This is a genomic window from Flavobacterium sp., from assembly GCF_039595935.1.
Classification (GTDB): domain Bacteria; phylum Bacteroidota; class Bacteroidia; order Flavobacteriales; family Flavobacteriaceae; genus Flavobacterium.
In genome coordinates this window covers 931,960-948,788 of record NZ_JBCNKR010000004.1, presented here as the reverse complement: position 1 = coordinate 948,788, position 16,829 = coordinate 931,960, and the positions used below count along the sequence as shown (strand labels likewise).

The window sequence follows — 16,829 nt, the reverse complement described above, 5'->3', positions numbered from 1 at the left end:
ATTTACAACAGGAGAATTATCAGCATTGTTATTGTCATTTTGATTGACATTAACAGTAACTTTTTCTTCCGTATTTGGAATTTGGGGTTTTAAATTTGGAACTTCAACAATAGAAAAGCTTCCATTTTTATAATAAGTAGGAGGAATTATGAATTGCTCAACTTTTTTTTTTCTCCATCAAAGTTGATAGAGGCTAACTGCATCAGACATAATTCGACTAACAAACGCTGATTTTGACTTAATTTGTATTTTAAATCACAATCATTAGCAATGTCAATTCCTTTTAATAAAAATTCCTGAGAACATTTCTGAGATTGTACGCCGTACATTTGCTGCGCTTGTTCTCCAACTTCTAATAAAGCGATTGTCGAAGGTGTTTTACTTACCAGCAAATCTCTAAAATGAGAAGCTAATCCGGCAATAAAATGATGTCCGTCAAACCCTTTTGCCAGAATATCGTTGTACGCTATTAAAAGTTCCGGAATTTTATTTTCAAGAATTAAATCAGTAACGGTAATGTATGTTTCGTAATCTAAAACGTTTAGGTTTTCAGTTACGGCCTGACGCGTTAAATTAGTTCCGCAATACGAAACCACACGGTCAAAAATAGACAAAGCATCACGCATGGCACCATCTGCTTTTTGAGCTATAATGTGCAGTGCATCATCTTCAAAATTGATTCCCTGACTTTCAGCAACATCAGCCAAATGTTCTTTAGCATCTTTTACCGTAATTCTTTTAAAATCAAAAATTTGACAACGAGATAAAATCGTTGGAAGGATTTTGTGTTTTTCTGTCGTAGCTAAAATAAAAATAGCATGTTTTGGCGGTTCTTCTAATGTTTTAAGAAAAGCATTAAAAGCGGCAGAAGACAACATATGAACCTCGTCAATGATATATACTTTATACTGTCCTGTTTGCGGCGGGATTCGAACCTGATCAATTAGGTTACGAATATCATCAACCGAGTTGTTTGAAGCAGCATCCAGCTCAAAAACATTAAATGCAAAATCTTCAGTTGGATCGTCATATCCGGGCTGGTTTATTTTACGTGCCAAAATACGCGCGCAGGTTGTTTTACCAACTCCACGAGGTCCGGTGAATAAAAGAGCAGAAGCCAGGTGATTGGTTTCAATAGCATTCAACAAAGTGTTGGTAATGGCTTTCTGACCCACAACATCTTTAAATGTCTGAGGACGATATTTACGTGCCGATACTACAAATTGTTCCATATTCTTCTTTATTCGATAGCAAATATAAAGTATAATTTAATGAATTAAAAATTTAAAAATTGAAAGATTTTTAAGTAGCTGAATAGCGCTATTTTGAGGAAATTTATTTATTTGAGTTTTAAAATTTTTCAAATTAAAAAAACAGTATTTTAGCCATAACCAAAATCATATTTCTATAAACCAACTAAAAACTGTAATGGAAAAATTAACCTCCAAAATTCTTAATTTAAAACCAATCACTTTAATCCTTTTTTTTATTATTCTGCCTTTTATTGCGTCAATCATAACTGGAATAATGCAGTTTATAGGCATTTTTGCCAATTTTGAATTTATCTTTCCTCTAATTTTAATTACACTAACTATAGCCGGAATAATTTATTTTGTCTGGGTTTGGGGAGTTATGTATTATATTGAAGAAAAAGCAGCATTAGATAAAAAGTATTTTAAAATTGCATATTGGATATTTTTCTCTCATGCTATAATTAGATTTATATTAGGTCTGGAAATGGACATAACAAAAAATCCAATTTTATTAGAAAACTCAACATGGACAATTCTTGAAATTGCAGGAAGTTTATATATGATGTTTGTATTTGCCAGCTATATTTATATAAGTTACTTTGTTGGTAAAAAAATCCATTCCTTACAAGAGAACAGCCGCACTCATGAGCTCCTTTATTTTGCTGCCGTATGGTGTTTTCCTATTGGAATTCCTCTTTTACAGGCCAGATTATTAAAGCAGAAAACAATTTTTGATTTGATTTTGAAATAATAATTTGTCGATGAAAAAATATATAATATTAATTTTTCTTTTTTTAAGCTTAAGTGCTTTCGCTCAAAATAAAACTGACATTGATAAAAATTGGAAGAGTCTTAAGAAATCTTTTATTCTTAAGACTGAAATAGTTTTAAAGCTTACTAATAAGCTTCGAACGGCTAAAGTAATTGAGAAAACAGAATTAGATAAAACGGTTTTCAATGCAAAAAAGCTAAAAGTTACATGCGAAAATGAAGTTTTAAATAGAGAATCAGTTGATAAAGTTAAACAAGGAAATGACGAATTAAATACTCATTTAGTTAGAATATTAGTTACTTTAGAATCTGATTTTAAAATGAAAACCAGTAATGAAGTGCTTTCAATCAATGATCAATTGTCAACAACAGAGGAGCAAATTTTTACCAGAACTAAAAAATATAATGATAGCTGTTTAAGTTTAAATGAAACATCTTTAATTTTTAAAACAACTTCTAATACTCAGTCTCCAGAAGTGAAATTTTAAGTTTTATCAAATTTTATATGAAACAATATACACTTGAATTTAATACACTAAACTTAAAAGTAAAAAAATCACCATTCATTATTAGGTTGATAACGTATGTTTTAAGCTTTTCTTTTTTTGTTTTTCCGGTATTAGGAGTTATCGTAAGTATTGCAGGCGGTGGTGGGATGCATATTGGTTATTTTTTCGCAATTGGGTTGTTTGGTCTTTTGGGATTTTATCTTCTTCGAGTTTCATTGTGGAATACTTATGGAGAAGAAATCATAGATTTTTTGCCTAATAAAATTATTTATGAAGCTAATTACGGCTGGTTTAAAGATGCTAAAAAAGAAATAGAATTAATTCATCCACAGTATTCGCATAAATCTGTTGGTTATGAAGAAGATAATGAAGCTGTTTTGATTATTACCTGCGGAAATGCCGAAATAGAAACAGTTGTAAAACTTCCGCTAATTCAGGTTCAGGAATTAATTTCGGTTTTAAATAATAGTACGATTTCAGCTGGTGCTGAAACTGTAAGGGTATAATTTAGATCAAATCATGAAATCTTTAAGTATTTCAAAATCGGTTATTTTTCTGTTAGTATTACTAAACTCAGTAAATTCATTTTGTCAAACTATGACTTCAAATCAAACTCATTTTTTAAAAATCACAAATCAATTTTCTGTAGAAGATTTTGAAAAAGTCAAGGAATTTATTTTAGAAAAGGGAAACAGAAAGACATACAGAAATTTAGACAATAATAATCCGTATTATGATTTTGGAAAATTTGAAAGTTATTTAGGTGCTGATATCGGACAGCAAAACATCTACAATGATCCAAAATTATCAGATTTTAATGAACTCACTTTAAAAGATAATAACAATTATTTTAAAATTCTAATTGTTAGAAAAGGCGATATTCAGGCTTTAAAAAGAGGAATTCTAGACGGAATGAAAGAAAATGAAATCTATTTTGTAGATATTTATCAGACAGGATTTATTAAAATCCCCGATTCGTTATTAGATTACTTAAAATATTTAAAAGAAATAAATTAATTACTTTCTGCTTTTTACTGGAAAAGATATAACACCCGCAAGAATATCCTATAATGTTTTGGTAGTTAATCTATTTAATTTTAAATAGTTAATTATTAAAATATTATGTTATGAAAATTCAATCGATTTTATTAGGAACGGGGCTTGCCTTTTCTTTACTGGCTTGTACTCCTAAAGATGCGGATATCGAAAAACAAATCAACGAAAAATTAAACGATACACCTGGAATTCACGTTACGGTACACGAAGGTGTTGCTACGATAGTGGGAACCTGTGATGATGAAGCTTTTAAGAAAAATATCGAGAAATCTGTTAAATCAGTTCAGGGGGTTAAAACAGTAGTCAATAACTGTCAGATTCCTGAGCCAAATGTAGAACCAGCGGCGGCGGCAGTTATAATTAATTCAGATGCTGATTTGGATAAGTCTGTAAGCAAAGTAGTTAAAGCTTATGATGGAGTAAGTGCTACTGTTGTAGGTGGTGTAGTAACACTTTCCGGAGAAATCAAAAGAGATCAACTGCAGTCTTTAATTCAAAGAGTACAAGAATTAAAGCCAAAAAAAGTCGATAACAAATTAACTATTAAATAAATGTCATGAGTTTACAAGATAAATACAGAGAAGTAACGAATTTAGCTGAAGAATTGCAAATTGCTGATTTACAAGTTAGAGAACATGGAAATGTTTTATACATTGACGGTACAGCAAAATCGGCTTTAGATAAAGATAAACTTTGGAATGCTTATAATAAAATTGATCCTGATTTTAGATCAGCAGATATGGTATTGAATATTGACGTTGCAGAAGGTGTTTCAAGAGAATATACGGTTGAAGTAGGAGATTCTCTTTCAAAAATAGGAAAAGCCTACGGAGTTTCCTGGCAGGATATTTACGAAGCCAATAAAGATATAATTACAAATCCAGATTTAATTCAGCCTGGTTGGAAATTAAAAATACCAACAGTATAATTTAAAAAGTTCTTCTATGACGAGCTTTTTTATTTTTTAACCGCAACAAAGTTCACAAAGTCATTGTGAGGAACGAAGCAATCTCATGAAGAAATTCGACAAAGGTTTACCAAATTTTAAATCATTTCGACGAAAGAAGAAATCTTAGTAGTTGATTTTCAATCTTCGTCGAAATGACAAAATTGGATGTAATCATTATTAATTACCTTCCCCTAATACTTAAATCAAATAAAAACTTAGCAGTTTCCTGATCTGAATCGGCTGAAAAGCCAGCAACATAAACTCCCTTTTTTCCGGAAGTAGATTTAATTCCGTATACAACTGCCTCATCGCCAGGGTCTGATTCCCCTTCGTATCGATACACATGAACAATTTCAAATTTCTCAGGATTTTTTTAATCACATCTGCATTTCGATTAAAATCGCATGTAAATCCTTTCTCATTCAATTGATCTAAAGCCTTTGAAACAGTTGCGTAATGATACATTCTTTTCATAGTAATTGAATTTAAAAATTATGGAATTTTAAAGATAACTATTTTAAAATTAAAATGTTATGTAAATCCAAGTGAATTCAGAAATTTAAAATTATTATTCTTCGTTCATAAAGTGTTACTTTTGCAGCGCAGACCGCCTTATCGCCGTTCCAATTAGGGAGGGAGGAAAGTCCGGACACCACAGAGAAGCATAGCGGGTAACGCCCGTCGGTTCTGTCGTTTTTTGGAACGAGAGGATTAGGACAAGTGCAGCAGAAAGTATGTACAGGTAAGGCTGTAGTGAAACCAGGTAAACTCTATGCGGTGAAATACCAAGTATATCAGCATTTAAGGGCTTCTCGTCCGTTGTTGAAGGGTAGGTAGCTTGAGTTCCGGAGTAATTCGGAATCTAGATAAATGATAAGGCCTCGATTTATCGGGGACAGAATCCGGCTTATAGGTCTGCATTTTTTATATATTTGTGAAACTAACTAACCCAATTTCATGAATATTTCTACTCCAAACCCTGCATCTAAAACAAACAAAAGCCTTTTTCGTGTTGTAATTACCAATCTTACTTTTTGGGTTTTGATTGCCATTATTGTTGGAGTTTTACTGGGTCATTTTTCGCCCGAAAATGGCGTGAAAATGAAAATTGTTGGTGAAAAGTTCGTTGATCTTATCAAGCTTTTTATCGGGCCGATTATTTTCCTGACGATTGTTTTGGGAATTTCGGGAATGGGAAACCTTAAAAAAGTAGGCCGAATTGGTGTAAAAGCTTTAGGTTATTTTGAAGTTGTTTCGACAGTTGCGCTTGCTATTGGAGTTGCGGTTGCTTATATTTTTAAACCGGGAAAAATTGATAAATCTGGATTGACTCTGGGCGATGCAAGTCAGTACACCAATAGTTCTGCAGAACATTTTTCATGGCTCCAGTTTTTCTTTTCTAATTTTACATTACAGGTTTTATTGGCGGCCATTGTATGCGGAATTGCTTTGAATTTTTACAAAAAAAGAGAACAAACAATTTTAGTTTTAGAACGAATTTCAAATGTCGTTTTTACAGGATTAAAATATGTAATGTATCTTGCCCCAATTGGTGCATTTGGCGGCATGGCCTATACAATAGGTAAATTTGGTTTAGCAACTTTAATTCCGCTTGGTAAACTAATGCTCTGCGTTTATTTGACAATGGCACTTTTTGTTTTTTTAATTTTGGGAAGTATTTTGAGATATTACAAAATCAGTATTCTTTCAATTTTAAAATATATAAAAGAAGAACTTTTGCTGGTTTTAGGAACTTCATCTTCAGAAGCGGCTCTGCCAAGTATTATGGTAAAATTAGAGAGAATGGGATGCAGTAAATCGGTTGTGGGATTGGTGATTCCAACGGGTTACTCTTTTAATCTTGACGGAACTTCGATTTATTTATCGATGTCGGTCATATTTCTGGCGCAATTATATGATGTGCATTTGAGTTTCTTCGAAATTTTAACAGTAATTGGAATTTTGATGATTACTTCGAAAGGAGCGGCAGGCGTTACCGGAAGCGGATTTATAGTTTTGGCTTCGACATTAACAGCATTGCATAAAATTCCGGTAGAAGGTTTGGCTTTTTTGCTGGGAGTTGATAAATTTATGAGTGAAGCCAGAGCAATTACAAACTTGATAGGAAATACAGCAGCAACTATAATCATTTCGAAAACAGAAAGGGATTTTACAGAGTTGAATTTGAATCCTGTTTTAGAAGAATAAATTAATGATAGTTTTTTGTCTTCCTGAGCGAAGTCGAAGGATCACAAGTGTTTAAAATTAAGAAATGCCCTTCGACTTCGCTCAGGGTGACATTCAAAAAGTAAAATCATGAAAAGAATAGCAATTTTAGGACTTGGAGGAGTAGGCGGTTATTTCGGCGGACTTTTGGCGAAAGCCTATCAAAAATCTGATGATGTTGAAATCATTTTTATCGCACGCGGTGAAACTCAAAAAGCAATTATAGAAAATGGATTAAAGATTGTAACCGATGATTCTGAAACAGTAGTTTATCCAAATTTAGTTTCAAACGATGCTTCAGAAATTGGTCAGTTAGATTATTTAATTTGTGCAACCAAAACGTATGATATAGAGGAAAGTTTAACTTCCTTAAAAGAATCTATAAACAAAGAAACCGTAATTCTTCCATTATATAATGGCGTTGATGCGCCAGAAAGGATTCAGAAATTATTCCCTGAAAATGAAGTTTTGCAAGGCTGTGTTTATATTATTTCGATGATTTTTTCGCCAGGGACGATTCGAAAAATTGGATTTTATGAAAAATTGTTTTTTGGTTCTAAAACGGCTTCATTTTCAAAGTTAGAAGAATTACAAAACATCTTTATAAAAGCAAAAATTGAAAGTTATTTAGTAGACAATATCGAAGAAACTGTTTGGGAAAAATTCATCTTTATTTCTGCTTTGGCTTCCACAACAGCATATTTAAATCAGAATATCGGAGAAATTTTGAATAACACAGAATCTAAAGTAACTTACATAGAACTGCTTCATGAAATTGAAGACGTTGCGCAGGCAAAAGGTTTAAAACTGCCGCATGATATTGTAGCCCAAACCATTCAAAAATTAGAAAAATCGCCTAAAGAAGCGACTTCATCAATGCATAGAGATCTTGTTGCCGGAAAAAATACCGAAGCTCTTTCGCTGGTTCAATTTGTAGTAAACGAAGGGAAAAAGTACGGTGTAAAAACACCGCTTTACGAGAAAATTGCCGGCATTTTGATTCAATAATTTTTAGGATTCATCTTTTGTAGTTCTAACCAGACTAATTCCTGACATGAAAAATACGATTCCTAAAATTCCATAAATAATTAATGATTTAATGTCTCTGGTTTCTCCAGATGTTCCGGCAAAAATCACAGCCGTATAAATAAGTCCTACAATTCCGAGGATTGTCAATAATCCTCCGAAAAATCTTTTTAGGTTCATGATTATCAGATTTAAAATTTATAATCAAATTTACCTCCTCAGATCTTAATTGTTGTTATACAATTGTTTAGTAAACTTATATGATTTGCAGAAACTTATTTTTGAATTTTAAATTCCAATCCAATATTGCGTACACTTTCGATACGAATGTTAGGATCTGAATTAAAATATTTTCGAAGTCTGCTGATAAAAACATCCATGCTTCGACCAGAAAAATAATCATCTTTTTTCCAGACAGACATTAAAATTTGATCTCTTTTTAAAAGCTGATTGTGGTTTAAATACAAATATTCAATAAGTGAAGCTTCTTTCTCCGTAAGCTGCTGAACGTGATTTTTGTTATTAAGAGTCAAACGTTCATTATCAAAAATATAGGAACCTATTTCGATTATATTATTCCCTTCCAGGCTTCTTTTTTGTTCAATTCGTTTAAGTATATTATGCAAGCGCAAAACCAGTTCGTCGACTTCAAAAGGCTTTGCGATATAATCATCTGCGCCCAATTTTAGGCCAATGATTTTGTCTTCTTTTAACTTTCTGGCTGTTAGAAAAATAAATGGAATTTCGGGATTGATTGTAATTATTTTCTCAGCCAGCGAAAAACCATCCATTTTAGGCATCATTACATCAAAAATGCAAATATCAAAAGTCTGGTTTTTAAAATAGTTTAAAGCAATTTCGCCATTTTCTGCCCAGATCACTTCAAATTGATTGAGTTCTAAATACTGTTTTAAGATTGCTCGCAAAATCAAAATCATCTTCAGCTAAAAGTAATTTTTTCAAAATAAGGGAATTAAACTTTTAATAAAATAATAAACTGAGCGCCTTTTCCTAAATCGCTGATAACATTTACCGAACCCTGATGTGCTTTTACAATTTGATCAACATAATACAAACCTAAGCCTAAGCCTTTTGTATTGTGCAGATTTCCTTGTTCGACACGATAAAATTTTTCGAAAAGTAAGGCTTGTTTGTTTTTGGCAATACCAATTCCGTTGTCAAGAAAGCTTATTGCAAATTGTCTTTCTACAATTTCTGTTTTTACGATAATGGTATTCGAACCATATTTTACAGCATTTTCCAAAACATTTAAAAGTGCCGTTGTTAAATGAAATTTATCCAGAATCAAAATGGTTTTCGAAGTTTGAAAATCAGTTTTAATCTCAATTTTTGGAAAAGTAATTTTAAAATCATTTACAATTGTCTGCAGGAAATCCTCGGCATTGATTTTTTCTTTTTGAAGTTCGATTTCATTTTCTGCCAAAGAATTTGCCATAACCTGATCGATCAGACTCTGAAGACGATTGTTCTGACGGGAAATAGTATTGACAATATTGGTGAAATTTTCGTCGTTATCGCGAATGTTTTTCTGCTCCAGAATTTTAGTAGAAATTCCTAAAGTTGCCAAAGGAGTTTTGAGTTCGTGCGTAATGTTGTTGATGAAATCAGTTTTTACATCACTAACTTTCTTTTGTTTTATCAAAGCTTTTAAAGCAATGACAAACAAGGTAATAAGCGTAAGAATCGACAATAATGACAAAGCGAGAACAAAGGCCATTCGTTTTAAAATTATCATTTCCCAATCGATAACCGAAACGTACATCGAGTCTTCTGTCAGTAATTTATATTCCTGATTTTCAAAAGTTCCATTCGTTGTTCCAACATAATTCCGAACCAAAAAAGCATGATTTAATGAAATCAGGTTTCCGTATAATTTATTTTGAATAAAAGGTTTTTCAGAAAAAATAGTATCGGCTTTTTTAGTGTTTTGGTACAAAATAAATTTGTTGAGTACAATCGCAAAATCAATTTTAAAATTTGGTAAATCTCTTTCAAATTTTCTTTGTATTTGTGCCGTTAAAGCGCTTCGGTATTCATTTTCTAAAATTCCGTTTTTAATGTCAGTTTTAGATTTTTTCCCCTGAAAATATTTCTCTGATAAACTGGTGTAAAGTGCTTCTTTTTTAGAAACTAAAAACGAATCTATATCGCTGTAATTATTTGAAATTTGAGCAATTTCATTTTTAATCTGCGTATGAAACTGTGCCACTTTATAATCATAAGTGGTTTTTACCAAATAGCACTGCACAGTCGACAAAACAATAAGCGCGACTACTGAAAAAGCTATTAATAAATTGATTCTTTGTTTCATTTCTTTGAAATTTATGGCTTGCGGATTTTACGGATTAAACGGGTTGACACAGATTGTATTTTATTTTTCTCGCAGATTTTACAGATTTAGCAGATAAAATAATCCGCTAAATCTGTAAAATCTGCGGGAGAAATTATAACACACTAATAACAGGGATGAAACGGGTTTGCGTGGGTTTATTTTTTAAGATTAAGTTTAAAAATAATCTGTGTAAACCCGTTTAATCCGTAAAATCCGTGATCCATTTTCTCAACCCAAAAATAAAGCTTTTATGGAACAAAAATGACGTTAACTCCGCATTAACCTTCAATTAACCTACGCAGGGCATTTTTCGAAGCATTTTTGCATCATCACAAAATCAAAAAACTTTTAAAAATGAATATTTATCTGTTATTAAAACTTCTTGTTGCGCTTTTGCTTTTTTGTCTTTCAATCACAGCGAACTTTTAAAATAAAATTCCAAAAGATTCTATTTGATAAAAAGATTTTATGTTAAGATTGGTACTGATTCGGGTAAACTTAGAATTAGATAGAAATAAAAAATCCCGCCTTATAAGCGGGATTTTTTTATGATGTTAACCTTCGTCTTCTTCGGCAACTTTTAAAGGCAAATCGCCTTCAAGTTCTTCTTCGTCATCTGTCGAATTTAATTCGAAGAAACTGAAGTAGGAACCTCCGTAACTTTTCTGAAATGAAAAATTACTCATATGGTCAAGTTTGGTATATTTAGAATGTTCAATAATCATCATTCCGTCTTCTTCTAATAAATCTCTTTCGAAAACAGTCAGTACGATTTTTTCAAAAACAGCCTGATCCAATCCGTAAGGCGGGTCTGCAAAAATAATGTCGTAAGTACTTTTAGCATTATCTAAAAACTTAAAAACGTCACTTTTGGTAGCCGCAATATCAAAATCAAATTCTGATGAAACTTGTTTAATGAATTTCACACATCCAAAATCACCATCTACAGACGTAATTGGCGCGCTTCCGCGTGAAGCAAATTCAAAACTGATATTGCCAGTTCCTGAAAATAAATCCAAAACCTTTAAGCTGTCAAAATTGAAATGATTATTTAGAACATTAAACAATGCTTCTTTACTCATATCAGTCGTTGGTCTTACAGGTAGATTTTTTGGCGGATTAATTCGGCGCCCTTTGTATTTTCCTGAAATGATTCTCATGATTGAAATAAGATATAATGTTTTTGATTCTGAGCTGTGGTATAATTGTTTCTTTCTTTTAAAGTACTAACGTCAAGAAAAGAAATATTACGAACGTATTTGTAAGCAATTGCATAATACGGATCATTTTGCTGTATGGTTCCAAGCAATTCGAGCTGAAAAATTTCAGGATTCAGATTCAATTGTTCAGCAGTAAAAAGAATGTAATAAATAAAGTCTTCAGGAGTTTGATATTCAAAAGAGTTGAATAACAATAGTTTTTGGTTTTGTACAAGAATAATCTCAAAATGATTTGGATTGAAGTTGACTACCATTTTTTTGTCGTCGTTGTTTTTTGACGCCTCCAGGATTTTTTCGACTAAAATGCTGTTTACATGTTTGTAATCAAACGAACCAACATTATCAATTAAAAAGTTATTGATGTTAATGTACGGAATGTAAACCGAATGCATATCGTAATTAGAAATTTGGTCGAATGTAAAAAAATCGGTATCAAATACTTTAGTTGTGTACTGGAGGTAACTTGCCAAATAATCTTCATCAAACAAAGGCGTTGGCACAAAAGTCGAAAGATTATTATTGTGAATGACTAAAATATCATCGTAAGTTTCTTTTAATTCAGGATGATTTTTAAATGCCGAAGCGTATAACTCCTCAATTTTATTTTGATTTTGAGCAGCATCAAACTGAACTTCATTAAAAGCAGTTATGGTATTGTTTAAAGTATCAAAGCAGCAAAATGAAAATCCGTTCAGTGAAACCTGAATCGAAAGTTTTTTGTAATTCTTTGATGTGATATTAGTATTGTGTAATGACATAATTGATTTACAATTCGTTACCTGTTTTGTTTCAATAAAGAATTTAAGGCGACTACAAACTTACAAATTAAAAAGTAACTAATATACTTGCAATTTTAAAAAACAATATTACAAGAAGGTTAGCGAAGTATTATCGTTGCGTTATTTTTTAACCATATAAGTGATATAAGTAAATTTAAGCTTACAGAATTTTAAGCCATATAAGTTCGTAGAACTAATCCCGAAGTATAAAACTTAAATAACTTCCATCACTTATATGGTTTAAAATTGCCATTACCATTTAAAAAAACGAACTTTGTGTTTCAAATTTACTTTATGAATTCAGCATTGTTTTACGGCGTTTTACAGAAAAGATTTCCGTTTGCACCAACTTATAAACAGGATATTTTTTTTCAAAAAATTGCTATTTTTTTAACCGAACCAGAAAACCATACCATTTTTGTACTAAAAGGTTATGCCGGAACCGGAAAAACAACTGTGATTTCTACAATCGTAAATAATCTGAGCGACATTAACAAAAAATTTGTTTTGCTGGCACCCACCGGACGTGCAGCAAAAGTTATCGCCAATTATTCGAATACGGCTGCTTTTACAATTCACAAAAAAATATATTTTCCTAAAAAATCATCGGGTGGAGGAGTGGCTTTTACAAAACAGGTCAACAAACACAAAAACACTATTTTTATAGTCGATGAGGCTTCGATGATTTCAGACAGTACTTTAGACAGCGGTTCACTTCTGGATGATTTGATCAATTATGTTTATTCAGGACAAAATTGTAAAATGATTCTTTTGGGAGATACGGCACAGCTTCCACCGGTAAATCTTGATATAAGTCCGGCTTTAGATATTCATACTTTGGGCGTTCATTATGATAAAGAAATTGAACATATTGAACTGGATGAAGTAATGCGTCAGGAAGAAAGTTCGGGAATTTTATTCAATGCGACTGAATTGCGAGAACTGCTAAAAGAAAGCTTTATTACGGAGTTTAAATTCAATGTCAAAAAGTTTAAAGATATCGTTCGTTTAACGGATGGTTATGATATTCAGGATGCTATAAATACGGCGTACAGTAATTACAGTATTGAAGATACGGCTTTTATTGTTCGTTCAAACAAAAGAGCAAATCAATATAATGAGCAGATTCGAAGCCGAATTTTGTTTAAAGAAAGTGAACTTTCTGTTGGCGATTTTTTGATGGTGGTTAAAAACAATTATTTCTGGCTGAAAGAAAGTGACGAAGCCGGATTTATTGCGAATGGTGATATTATTGAAGTTTTGGAGCTTTTTGGAATCAAAGAATTATACGGTTTTAAATTTGCCAAAGTCAAAATCAGAATGGTCGATTATCCTAACCAAAAACCTTTTGAAACAGTTTTGATTTTAGATACCATAAACAGCGAATCGCCTTCATTAACGTATGAAGAATCAAATCGTTTGTATGAAGAAGTAATGAAAGATTATGAAGATGAGCCAACAAAATACAAAAGATTTCAAAAGGTAAAAGAAAACGAATATTTTAATGGTTTACAGGTTAAATTCTCTTATGCTATCACGTGTCATAAATCGCAGGGAGGCCAGTGGAATACCGTTTTTATCGAACAGCCTTATCTGCCAAACGGAATCGATCATGATTATATCCGCTGGCTTTACACGGCTATGACGCGTGCTAAAAATAAGCTATATTTGATAGGATTTAAAGACGAAAGTTTTGAAGAATAAAAACACGGATTTCACAGATTTTCACTAATTATTTTAGACTTAGAATTTGTGTAAATTAGTGCAATTTGTGTTATAAATTCTATTAGGAAATGACAACACTAAACGATTTACATTCGATTTCATCAACGTTTTCGAATACAGATAAAATGCCGGTTCTGTTTTTAGGACATGGCAGCCCAATGAATGCTATTGAAGAAAATCAATTTGTAGAAGGTTTTCGAAACCTGGCCAAAACACTTCCGCAGCCAAATGCTATTTTATGTGTTTCGGCGCATTGGTTTACCAAAGGAACAAAAGTAACTTTTATGGAAATGCCGAGAACTATTCATGATTTTGGAGGTTTTCCGCAGGCACTTTTTGATGTGCAGTATCCAGCAAAAGGAAGTCCTGAACTGGCTTTGGAAACTAAAAAAGTATTGAGTCCCGTTGAAGTCGAATTAGATGAACACTGGGGATTAGATCATGGAGCGTGGAGTGTAATAAAACATTTATATCCAGAGGCAAATGTTCCTGTAATTCAATTGAGTATCGATTATACTAAATCCGGACAATATCATTTTGAACTGGCGCAGAAATTACAATCACTGCGTCATAAAGGCGTTTTGATTATCGGAAGCGGGAATATTGTACACAATTTACGTTTAGTTGATTTCAGAAATTTTGATAAAGATAATTATGGTTATGACTGGGCAATTGAAGCTCGCGAAACCGTAAATAATTATTTATTGGATGGAAATTTTCAGCCTTTAATTGAGTACGAAAAAATGAGTAAAGCGGTCCAAATTGCAATTCCAACTCCTGATCATTATCTGCCCTTATTGTATACTTTAGGTTTAAAAGAAAAATCAGAAGAATTGAGTTTATTTAATGATAAGCTTTTGGCTGGTTCATTGAGTATGACTTCTGTAAAAATAGTATAATAGTATTTGTTTCCAATCGTTTTCCATTTTTGTGATAATGGTCTAAAAGTTTATAATCTGCACAATTTGTTAAAAAAATAAATTATTGAGATAGTAAAATGTTTCATGTAAATTTGTTTATTTTTACATAAGTAATTGTTTGTCAGTTGATTATTTTGTTTGTGTCTTCTTTTTAAGTAGTTTTTAAATGCCTTTTGTGATTAACTGGTGATAATTTAAAAAACGATAGAAGGTGTTTACAAATTAAGTAAGAGTGCGGCATCAGCACTATAATCACTGATAAAACTAAGATGAATCCAAACAAGGCATTATGGGAAAAAGGCGATTTTACGCGCGTTGCAGAATCTATGAGAGAAAGTGGTGCGGAATTGGTTGCTAAAATTGGAATTAAAGAAAATAATAACGTTTTAGATCTAGGCTGTGGCGATGGTACTACCGCAATACCTTCAGCAAAATTAGGAGCCAATGTTTTAGGTGTTGATATAGCAAGAAATTTAGTTGAAGCGGGTAATCTTCGGGCAAAAAAGGAAGGATTGGATAATATTGTATTTCAAGAAGGTGACGCAACCGATTTAAATGAGCTAAAAGATCAATCTTACGATGTTACGATGAGTATTTTTGGAGCAATGTTTGCTCCAAAACCTTTTGATGTAGCTAAAGAAATGGTTCGTGTCACTAAGCCTGGAGGTAAAATTATTATGGGTAATTGGATACCGGGAGATCCAACATTGATTGCACAAATCTTGAAGATTAGTGCTGAATTTACACCACCGCCTCCTGAGGGTTTTGTAAGCCCGATGCTTTGGGGTATTGAGGATAACGTAATCGAAAGATTCACAAATGCGGGTGTTCCTAAAGAAAAGATTTCTTTTGAGAGAGATACCTTTACATTTAAAGCAGCATTCCCTGCTTCAGAGTGGCTAAATCGATTAAAAACATACTATGGTCCAACTATGAATGCTTTTGAAGCTGCTGAACAAAATGGGAAAACTTCGGATTTGTATGCTAAACTTGAAGAGTTAGTTAATAGTCAAAACAAAAGTAATGACGCAAATTCTACATTAATTCCCGCAACTTACCTTCGTGTTACAGTTTTGGTTTAATTTTTTATCTTAATAATAAGACAAGAAAGTTGGTAATTGATGGTAAATAGAAAATTCCTGAATACGATTTCCGTCCTTTACAGAAATAGAAAAACAGAAAATTTAAAAGTAATTTTTGCATATTTGCAAACACTTAAAAACAGTGAAAATTAAATTACTAAATTTTGAGTTTTTTAAACTCAGTAAAATATAAAAATGAAAATAATAGCGGTAATTCCGGCACGATATGCTTCAACACGTTTTCCTGCAAAACTAATGCAGGATCTGGGAGGCAAAACAGTAATTTTAAGAACGTATGAAGCTGCGGTTTCTACAAAATTATTCGACGATGTTTTTGTTGTGACTGATTCGGATTTGATTTTTGATGAAATTGTTTCGAATGGCGGAAAAGCGATAATGAGCATTAAAGAGCATGAATCAGGAAGCGACCGAATTGCAGAAGCTATCGCAGATCTTGATGTTGATATTGTTGTGAATGTTCAGGGTGATGAACCTTTTACTGAAGCAGAACCTTTAGCTCAGGTTTTATCTGTTTTTAAAAACGATCCCGATAAAAAGATTGATTTGGCTTCGTTAATGCGTGAAATTACAAATGAAGACGAAATCAATAATCCGAATAATGTAAAAGTGGTGGTAGATCAATCGCAGTTTGCTTTGTATTTTTCCCGTTCGGTAATTCCGTATCCAAGAGAGCAAAATGTAGGAGTTCGTTATTTTCAGCACATTGGAATTTATGCTTTCAGAAAACAGGCTTTATTAGACTTTTACAGCCTTCCGATGAAATCTTTAGAAGCTTCTGAGAAACTCGAACAATTACGTTATTTAGAGTTCGGAAAACGTATTAAAATGGTCGAAACAACTCATGTTGGAATTGGCATTGATACGGCAGAAGATTTAGAAAAAGCGAGAGCGATGCTGAGGGATATTTAATTAAATAAGATTGTATAAAATCATAAAAAA

General features: G+C 32.3%; 17 protein-coding genes, 1 other RNA gene and 2 pseudogenes. 13 read left to right on the top strand and 7 right to left on the bottom strand.

All coding sequences use genetic code 11. From position 1 onward, the window contains the following. Window positions 1-146 precede the first annotated feature (146 nt). Window positions 147-1,232: a DNA polymerase III subunit gamma/tau gene (gene dnaX, locus ABDW27_RS04175; RefSeq protein ID WP_343694707.1), complete on the bottom strand. Its 1,086-nt coding sequence runs from the start codon at window positions 1,230-1,232 to the stop codon at window positions 147-149. A gap of 196 nt (window positions 1,233-1,428) precedes the next feature. Between dnaX and ABDW27_RS04170 the strand changes: the two genes are divergently transcribed. From ABDW27_RS04170 to ABDW27_RS04145, 6 genes are all read left to right on the top strand, one after another. Continuing rightward, window positions 1,429-2,004, top strand: a complete 576-nt coding sequence (locus ABDW27_RS04170) for a hypothetical protein (RefSeq protein WP_343694706.1) — start codon at window positions 1,429-1,431, stop codon at window positions 2,002-2,004. 10 nt (window positions 2,005-2,014) lie between these two features. Next, window positions 2,015-2,512 carry a LemA family protein gene (locus ABDW27_RS04165; RefSeq protein ID WP_343694705.1) on the top strand — a complete coding sequence of 166 codons (498 nt, stop codon included), beginning with the start codon at window positions 2,015-2,017 and terminating at the stop codon, window positions 2,510-2,512. 17 nt (window positions 2,513-2,529) lie between these two features. Continuing rightward, window positions 2,530-3,039, top strand: coding sequence for a hypothetical protein (locus tag ABDW27_RS04160; protein ID WP_343694704.1), 510 nt, complete (start codon window positions 2,530-2,532; stop codon window positions 3,037-3,039). Window positions 3,040-3,052: 13 nt separating this feature from the next. Next, window positions 3,053-3,550, top strand: a complete 498-nt coding sequence (locus ABDW27_RS04155) for a hypothetical protein (RefSeq protein WP_343694703.1) — start codon at window positions 3,053-3,055, stop codon at window positions 3,548-3,550. A gap of 110 nt (window positions 3,551-3,660) precedes the next feature. Beyond that, window positions 3,661-4,140, top strand: a complete 480-nt coding sequence (locus tag ABDW27_RS04150) for a BON domain-containing protein (RefSeq protein ID WP_343694702.1) — start codon at window positions 3,661-3,663, stop codon at window positions 4,138-4,140. A 5-nt stretch (window positions 4,141-4,145) separates the two neighbouring features. After that, window positions 4,146-4,517, top strand: a complete 372-nt coding sequence (locus ABDW27_RS04145; RefSeq protein ID WP_343694701.1) for a LysM peptidoglycan-binding domain-containing protein — start codon at window positions 4,146-4,148, stop codon at window positions 4,515-4,517. A gap of 202 nt (window positions 4,518-4,719) precedes the next feature. Here ABDW27_RS04145 and ABDW27_RS04140 read toward each other — a convergent pair. After that, window positions 4,720-5,012, bottom strand: a pseudogene (locus tag ABDW27_RS04140) (hypothetical protein). Window positions 5,013-5,137: 125 nt separating this feature from the next. Here ABDW27_RS04140 and rnpB point away from each other — a divergent pair. From rnpB to ABDW27_RS04125, 3 genes are all read left to right on the top strand, one after another. After that, window positions 5,138-5,464, top strand: an RNA gene (rnpB, locus tag ABDW27_RS04135) — RNase P RNA component class A. Between the two features lie 31 nt (window positions 5,465-5,495). Further along, window positions 5,496-6,746: a cation:dicarboxylase symporter family transporter gene (locus tag ABDW27_RS04130; RefSeq protein ID WP_343694700.1), complete on the top strand. Its 1,251-nt coding sequence runs from the start codon at window positions 5,496-5,498 to the stop codon at window positions 6,744-6,746. Between the two features lie 108 nt (window positions 6,747-6,854). Next, window positions 6,855-7,772 (top strand): 2-dehydropantoate 2-reductase, encoded by a 918-nt coding sequence (locus tag ABDW27_RS04125; RefSeq protein WP_343694699.1) that lies wholly within the window; start codon window positions 6,855-6,857, stop codon window positions 7,770-7,772. A gap of 3 nt (window positions 7,773-7,775) precedes the next feature. Here the strand turns inward: ABDW27_RS04125 and ABDW27_RS04120 are convergent, their stop codons facing one another. From ABDW27_RS04120 to ABDW27_RS04100, 5 genes and pseudogenes are all read right to left on the bottom strand, one after another. Next, window positions 7,776-7,970: a hypothetical protein gene (locus tag ABDW27_RS04120; RefSeq protein ID WP_008467912.1), complete on the bottom strand. Its 195-nt coding sequence runs from the start codon at window positions 7,968-7,970 to the stop codon at window positions 7,776-7,778. Window positions 7,971-8,065: 95 nt separating this feature from the next. Continuing rightward, a pseudogene (locus ABDW27_RS04115) lies at window positions 8,066-8,753 on the bottom strand (response regulator transcription factor). Window positions 8,754-8,763: 10 nt separating this feature from the next. Further along, on the bottom strand, window positions 8,764-10,122 hold the full coding sequence (locus ABDW27_RS04110) for a HAMP domain-containing sensor histidine kinase (RefSeq protein ID WP_343694698.1): 1,359 nt from the start codon (window positions 10,120-10,122) through the stop codon (window positions 8,764-8,766). A 575-nt stretch (window positions 10,123-10,697) separates the two neighbouring features. Then, window positions 10,698-11,303, bottom strand: a complete 606-nt coding sequence (locus ABDW27_RS04105; RefSeq protein WP_343694697.1) for an RsmD family RNA methyltransferase — start codon at window positions 11,301-11,303, stop codon at window positions 10,698-10,700. After that, entirely contained in the window at window positions 11,300-12,121 is an 822-nt protein-coding gene (locus ABDW27_RS04100) for a DUF3822 family protein (protein ID WP_343694696.1), read from the bottom strand. Before ABDW27_RS04100 ends, ABDW27_RS04105 begins: the two co-directional genes overlap by 4 nt. Before the next feature lie 315 nt (window positions 12,122-12,436). On the opposite strand from ABDW27_RS04100, the gene ABDW27_RS04095 reads away from it, so the two are divergent. The 4 genes from ABDW27_RS04095 to kdsB all read left to right on the top strand — a co-directional run bounded on the left by ABDW27_RS04095 (window position 12,437) and on the right by kdsB (window position 16,799). Next, complete coding sequence (locus ABDW27_RS04095; protein ID WP_343694695.1) at window positions 12,437-13,846, top strand: AAA family ATPase; 1,410 nt, start codon at window positions 12,437-12,439, stop codon at window positions 13,844-13,846. 89 nt (window positions 13,847-13,935) lie between these two features. Beyond that, on the top strand, window positions 13,936-14,766 hold the full coding sequence (ygiD, locus tag ABDW27_RS04090; RefSeq protein ID WP_343694694.1) for a 4,5-DOPA dioxygenase extradiol: 831 nt from the start codon (window positions 13,936-13,938) through the stop codon (window positions 14,764-14,766). A gap of 290 nt (window positions 14,767-15,056) precedes the next feature. Beyond that, window positions 15,057-15,869 carry a class I SAM-dependent methyltransferase gene (locus ABDW27_RS04085; protein WP_343694693.1) on the top strand — a complete coding sequence of 271 codons (813 nt, stop codon included), beginning with the start codon at window positions 15,057-15,059 and terminating at the stop codon, window positions 15,867-15,869. Between the two features lie 195 nt (window positions 15,870-16,064). Further along, window positions 16,065-16,799: a 3-deoxy-manno-octulosonate cytidylyltransferase gene (gene kdsB / locus ABDW27_RS04080; RefSeq protein WP_343694692.1), complete on the top strand. Its 735-nt coding sequence runs from the start codon at window positions 16,065-16,067 to the stop codon at window positions 16,797-16,799. Window positions 16,800-16,829: the final 30 nt, after the last annotated feature.

Bases quoted from the DNA above. Each gene is read 5' to 3' on its own strand.
- ygiD (WP_343694694.1), top strand. From the start codon at position 13,936: ATGACAACACTAAACGATTTACATTCGATTTCATCAACGTTTTCGAAT.
- ABDW27_RS04100 (WP_343694696.1), bottom strand. From the start codon at position 12,121: ATGTCATTACACAATACTAATATCACATCAAAGAATTACAAAAAACTT.
- ABDW27_RS04120 (WP_008467912.1), bottom strand. From the start codon at position 7,970: ATGAACCTAAAAAGATTTTTCGGAGGATTATTGACAATCCTCGGAATT.
- ABDW27_RS04160 (WP_343694704.1), top strand. From the start codon at position 2,530: ATGAAACAATATACACTTGAATTTAATACACTAAACTTAAAAGTAAAA.
- ABDW27_RS04125 (WP_343694699.1), top strand. From the start codon at position 6,855: ATGAAAAGAATAGCAATTTTAGGACTTGGAGGAGTAGGCGGTTATTTC.
- dnaX (WP_343694707.1), bottom strand. From the start codon at position 1,232: ATGGAACAATTTGTAGTATCGGCACGTAAATATCGTCCTCAGACATTT.
- ABDW27_RS04155 (WP_343694703.1), top strand. From the start codon at position 3,053: ATGAAATCTTTAAGTATTTCAAAATCGGTTATTTTTCTGTTAGTATTA.
- ABDW27_RS04130 (WP_343694700.1), top strand. From the start codon at position 5,496: ATGAATATTTCTACTCCAAACCCTGCATCTAAAACAAACAAAAGCCTT.
- ABDW27_RS04165 (WP_343694705.1), top strand. From the start codon at position 2,015: ATGAAAAAATATATAATATTAATTTTTCTTTTTTTAAGCTTAAGTGCT.
- ABDW27_RS04110 (WP_343694698.1), bottom strand. From the start codon at position 10,122: ATGAAACAAAGAATCAATTTATTAATAGCTTTTTCAGTAGTCGCGCTT.
- ABDW27_RS04170 (WP_343694706.1), top strand. From the start codon at position 1,429: ATGGAAAAATTAACCTCCAAAATTCTTAATTTAAAACCAATCACTTTA.
- ABDW27_RS04085 (WP_343694693.1), top strand. From the start codon at position 15,057: ATGAATCCAAACAAGGCATTATGGGAAAAAGGCGATTTTACGCGCGTT.
- ABDW27_RS04150 (WP_343694702.1), top strand. From the start codon at position 3,661: ATGAAAATTCAATCGATTTTATTAGGAACGGGGCTTGCCTTTTCTTTA.
- kdsB (WP_343694692.1), top strand. From the start codon at position 16,065: ATGAAAATAATAGCGGTAATTCCGGCACGATATGCTTCAACACGTTTT.
- ABDW27_RS04105 (WP_343694697.1), bottom strand. From the start codon at position 11,303: ATGAGAATCATTTCAGGAAAATACAAAGGGCGCCGAATTAATCCGCCA.
- ABDW27_RS04095 (WP_343694695.1), top strand. From the start codon at position 12,437: ATGAATTCAGCATTGTTTTACGGCGTTTTACAGAAAAGATTTCCGTTT.
- ABDW27_RS04145 (WP_343694701.1), top strand. From the start codon at position 4,146: ATGAGTTTACAAGATAAATACAGAGAAGTAACGAATTTAGCTGAAGAA.